The organism is Deinococcus sp., assembly GCF_018260405.1.
Lineage (GTDB): Bacteria > Deinococcota > Deinococci > Deinococcales > Deinococcaceae > Deinococcus.
In genome coordinates this window covers 1-4,027 of sequence record NZ_JAGLBG010000120.1, presented here as the reverse complement: position 1 = coordinate 4,027, position 4,027 = coordinate 1, and the positions used below count along the sequence as shown (strand labels likewise).

The following is a 4,027-nucleotide window of genomic DNA, read 5'->3' as shown; positions in this document are numbered from 1 at the left end:
TTCTCCAGCTTATCTTCCAGCTCAATTTCCTTGGCAACGGTCACGCCGTCTTTGGTGATGGTGGGGCTGCCGAACTTCTTCTCGATGACCACATTGCGACCACGGGGGCCAAGAGTCACTTTGACGGCGTTAGCGACGGCGTTGACGCCACGTTCCAGACTGCGGCGGGCTTGTTCATCAAATACGAGTTGTTTAGCCATGATATTTACTCCTTGTGAAGGGTCTAACGGTTAAACCCTCTCACCACTAAAAGATGAGGGAAGGTCTCTTGGCTCCCTTGTTAGGGGCGCTGTGAGCGAAGCTGACTGAAGGGGTTTACTCAACAATCGCCAGAATGTCGCGCTCGCTCAGCAGGCTGTAGTTCTTGCCTTCCAGCGAGACTTCGGTGCCGCCGTACTTGGCAAAGTACACCGTGTCCCCTTCTTTGATATCCATCGGAATGCGCTTGCCTTCGTCAGTTACCTTGCCTGCGCCCACGGCCACGACTTTGCCACGCTGGCTCTTTTCTTTGGCGGAATCGGGAACGTACAGACCACCAGCAGTTTTCTGCTCGGCTTCTTCGACAATTTCAACCAGAACACGGTCACCTAATGGTTTAAGCATGGGTTTACCTCCAGGATTTGAGATGAATGATGGATGATGTCTGGGAGGGAACTTTTCCGAACTCAGACGGCTTATCCGTGTCTGATGGTAGTACGGTAGTGCGAAAAATGTCAAACATGGGTAGCTGACAATCTGAGTGCAACACGCTCAAGTTGCGCCAGCACGCCTAAAGGGGGTATTGACTTGGCTGCTCATACCCTTAGTATATATATGTCTTCCCACTATATTGAGGAGGTAACATATGGCCCGCCCCGCGATTTTAGCCCGTCAGCCGTTTGAAGAAGCTTTTGCCGCGCTGGGAGACGCCTCCGTGACGCTGGCTGTACTCGACCTCGACCATTTCAAGGAACTTAATGACGCCCTGGGCCATACCGAGGGCGACCGCGTGCTGAAAGTCGTTGAGCGCCTGCTCTCGGGTAGCCTGCCAACGGGCAGTGTGGTGGGGCGTATCGGCGGCGACGAGTACGCGGCGATTTTGCCCGAAACGGCCGCCGAGACAGCGCTTTTGCTGTTCGATGAGATTATCAAGCGCTTTCATATTCACCGTGACCCGCAGTGGCCGCGCAGCACGGGCCTGAGCGTGGGGCTGGCCGCCCGCCCAGCGCACGCCAGCCGTTATGACGCCCTGTACCGCGCCGCCGACGAAGCCCTGCTGCGGGCCAAACGCGAGGGCCGGGGCCGGGCGTGCATCTACGTTGAGTCCAAGATGGTCCTTAAGTCTAACTACTACCCCAAAAGCCAACTGGAGCGCCTGTCCAAGCTGTCGGGAGCGCTGGGCCGTACCGAGGCCAGCCTGTTGCGCGAGGCACTCGATGATCTGGTGGAAAAGAACCGGGGGCAATTGTAGAGGCCGGTCTGGGTTCAGGTTCTACGGACTCGGGTTAGAGCATTTTGCAAAAAGATGGTGCTGTTTTGACCATCTTTTTGCCAAGTGGAACAAGTGAACAAGAAAGAGCAGGACGTAGAATAAAGGGGGCGGCGGTGTGTTTCCGACGTGCCCATCACTTCGGGGTAGTTGGTTGGAACTATTCCCGACAATCCTTGCCTAAAGTCCTTGAGAACGCATTTTTCTCAATTGGATTTCCCAAGCAAAAGGTGCCGATCTTACCTTTTACGAAGTTTTCAGCTTCATCTCTTGAGTCGCGTCCGTTTCGCCAAAAACATAATCCTGTGCCGGACGGTACACACGACTGGGCAAGTTGGAACTATGACTGACAACTACCCACTTCGGAGAACTGCTCTAATACGGATTCCGCTAGATTCCGCCACAGTCGGAAGAGCACCGCCTGCGGCTCCAAACCGCGAAACCCGTCTGCTATTCCTACTCGCGTCCGCTCGGATTGATTCGGTGCAGTTCTGAATCAATCGGAATCCGTATAACTGGTTCGCAAAAACCGTTCAATTCGAGCAGAGCGAGTGGAAGCCAACCGGATTTCGGGCGGGCAGGTCATAGAGCTTGCGTTGGGGCTGTTCCTGCTCAGTTACCGGAAGCTTCTTGTAGCTGTGGCCTGAAAGCTGCTGCAAATGGCCCCGGCTACTGCTTACTTTGCTCGTCTAGTTCCTTCAGCGCATTCTGGTACTGCTTGGCCTGCGCTTTGAGACCGCGCAGTTGCTCGACGATGGTATTTTCCTTACTGCGCCAGTCGGTGCCCGCAAAGCGCCTGACCCGCTGGTCAAACTGCCGGAAAGCAGCCGAATTCTGCGTCTGACCCTGCTGCCGCGCCGCTTCGAGTTTGGCGGCGGGAATGTTGTCGGGGTTGAAGTGGAAAAACTGTACCAGGCCGGTGCGCCAGTTGATCAGTTCGTCGGCGAAGTCGCTGCGAACCACTTTCAGTTTGTCGGTCTGCACGTCCGAAGCGCGGCGCACGCCCATGGTGGTCAGGTGCAGCGCTGTGCGGGAACTGAGGCCGGGAACCGTATTCGGCGCGATGGCCTGCCGCTTGAGGTACTCGTTCAGGGCCTCGGACGCTTCTTGCTCGATCATCTGCCGAACCGTGTCGCCCTGTGGTGCGCCCTGAAGCAGGCGGCGCTGCTGGTCGAGTTCTAACAGTTCCTGCTGATACTGGGCATAGACCGTTTCTTCGCTGTAGCGGCTTTCCAGCCGGGCGTACTCGTCCTGAAGTTCTTGAAAGCGCTTGCGCACCTCATCCCGCCTTTTCGCTACGGCGGCGTGGTAGGTCTGCCACTGGCCCTTGGTCGGCGTCAGGCGCGTGATGAATCTTCCCTCCGCGTTCTGAAATCCATCGATTATCCCGTCCCAGTCCACGGAAAACCGCCTGCCTAAAGTCAGTGCGAACACCACCAGTCCGACTTCGAGAACGGCGGCCAGCACCGATTTTTGAATCAGACCCACGACCGTCATGACGGCGGCTAGCGTCAGCAGCCGGAGCACCCAGCGGAGCACCGTTTCTTGCACGTGGGGCGCGATGACCGAACGGGGTCTGGGCGGCAGATTGAGGGCCAGGGGCGGCAGGCACTGCGAGTCGGGGATGTCCGGAACCGCCGGTAAGCGGTCGGGGGGCGGGGTGTCTTGCGCCTGTTGCCATAGCCGCTGCACCGCGCCTGGGCTGTCGGTTCTGGCAGTGGGCTTGGCAGTGGGCTCAGCCGTGGCCGTGGCCACCTCGCAGCGCGGGCAGGGGCGGCCCGGTATTCGCTCGTGCTGCGCGTTCTGGTCACAGGGCACCAGGGCCAGCGCCAGATCGCTCAGGGCTGTTTGCCACTGGCGTGCATCTGGGCGCTGGTGGTGGTCCTGTCCGAAGGCCCGCTCGAACATGTTGCGCAGGGCAGGTGGCAGCACCTCGGAACCGTACACGCCGGGGGGCGCTTTGACATAGGGCCTGGGCTGCTGGGCATAGGCGTAGGCGTCGCTGGCAATCGCCTCGCCCGGGCCGGGCATCCGGCGGCCTACCGGCACCCCCGAATAGGGATGACGCCCCCCGAACAGCAGGCGGAAAATCAGCACCGCCAGGCCAAAATGGTCGTGATCCGGCGTGCGCTGCTGGGTGGCAATTCCGCCCGCTTGCAGTTCCGGCGGCGTGAATTGCAGCAGGCCCGTTCTGGCCGCAAAGGTTTCCTGCGGGGTATTAACCTGAAAACTGTCGGCCCCGATCAGTTTGACCTGCCCCTGCGGCGAGACCAGCGCGTGCTGGTCGTTGACGTTTCCTATAACCTGCCCGGCCTCGTGAAAGACGGCAAACGCCTGCGCGAGGCGGCTGCCCACCTGGATCCGGAAGGCCCAGGTGCCCGGCCAGCCGTTCTGGGGACGGTTCTGGCTACTGGACTGGCTGTTGGCCTGAAGGTCCCGCGCGTACAGCTGCGCGACAGGACGAAATTCGCTGGTGTTCACCTGCGCCATCAGAAAGCCCGTCACTTCGTTTGCGCTGTTATGCAGTGACATGGTGGGCCACGCACAAAAGTCTTCCAG

General features: G+C 59.2%; 4 protein-coding genes and 1 pseudogene. 2 read left to right on the top strand and 3 right to left on the bottom strand.

The window, feature by feature from the left end; all coding sequences use genetic code 11:
- Positions 1-200, bottom strand: a pseudogene (locus tag QZ269_RS11670) (TCP-1/cpn60 chaperonin family protein); the annotation flags it as partial.
- A 115-nt stretch (positions 201-315) separates the two neighbouring features.
- Positions 316-603: a co-chaperone GroES gene (groES, locus tag QZ269_RS11665; RefSeq protein WP_291426879.1), complete on the bottom strand. Its 288-nt coding sequence runs from the start codon at positions 601-603 to the stop codon at positions 316-318.
- A gap of 241 nt (positions 604-844) precedes the next feature.
- On the opposite strand from groES, the gene QZ269_RS11660 reads away from it, so the two are divergent.
- Together QZ269_RS11660 and QZ269_RS11655 are read left to right on the top strand one after the other, a co-directional pair.
- Positions 845-1,450 (top strand): GGDEF domain-containing protein, encoded by a 606-nt coding sequence (locus QZ269_RS11660; RefSeq protein ID WP_291426878.1) that lies wholly within the window; start codon positions 845-847, stop codon positions 1,448-1,450.
- A 44-nt stretch (positions 1,451-1,494) separates the two neighbouring features.
- The gene (locus QZ269_RS11655) at positions 1,495-1,818 is read left to right on the top strand and encodes a hypothetical protein (RefSeq protein WP_291426877.1); all 324 of its coding nucleotides are present in this window, start codon (positions 1,495-1,497) and stop codon (positions 1,816-1,818) included.
- 319 nt (positions 1,819-2,137) lie between these two features.
- On the opposite strand, the gene QZ269_RS11650 is transcribed toward QZ269_RS11655, so the two are convergent.
- Positions 2,138-4,027 (bottom strand): hypothetical protein (locus QZ269_RS11650; protein WP_291426876.1); only part of this gene is annotated, 1,890 nt, incomplete at its 5' end.

Coding starts and splice junctions, on each gene's coding strand:
- groES (WP_291426879.1), bottom strand. CDS start 603: ATGCTTAAACCATTAGGTGACCGTGTTCTGGTTGAAATTGTCGAAGAA.
- QZ269_RS11660 (WP_291426878.1), top strand. CDS start 845: ATGGCCCGCCCCGCGATTTTAGCCCGTCAGCCGTTTGAAGAAGCTTTT.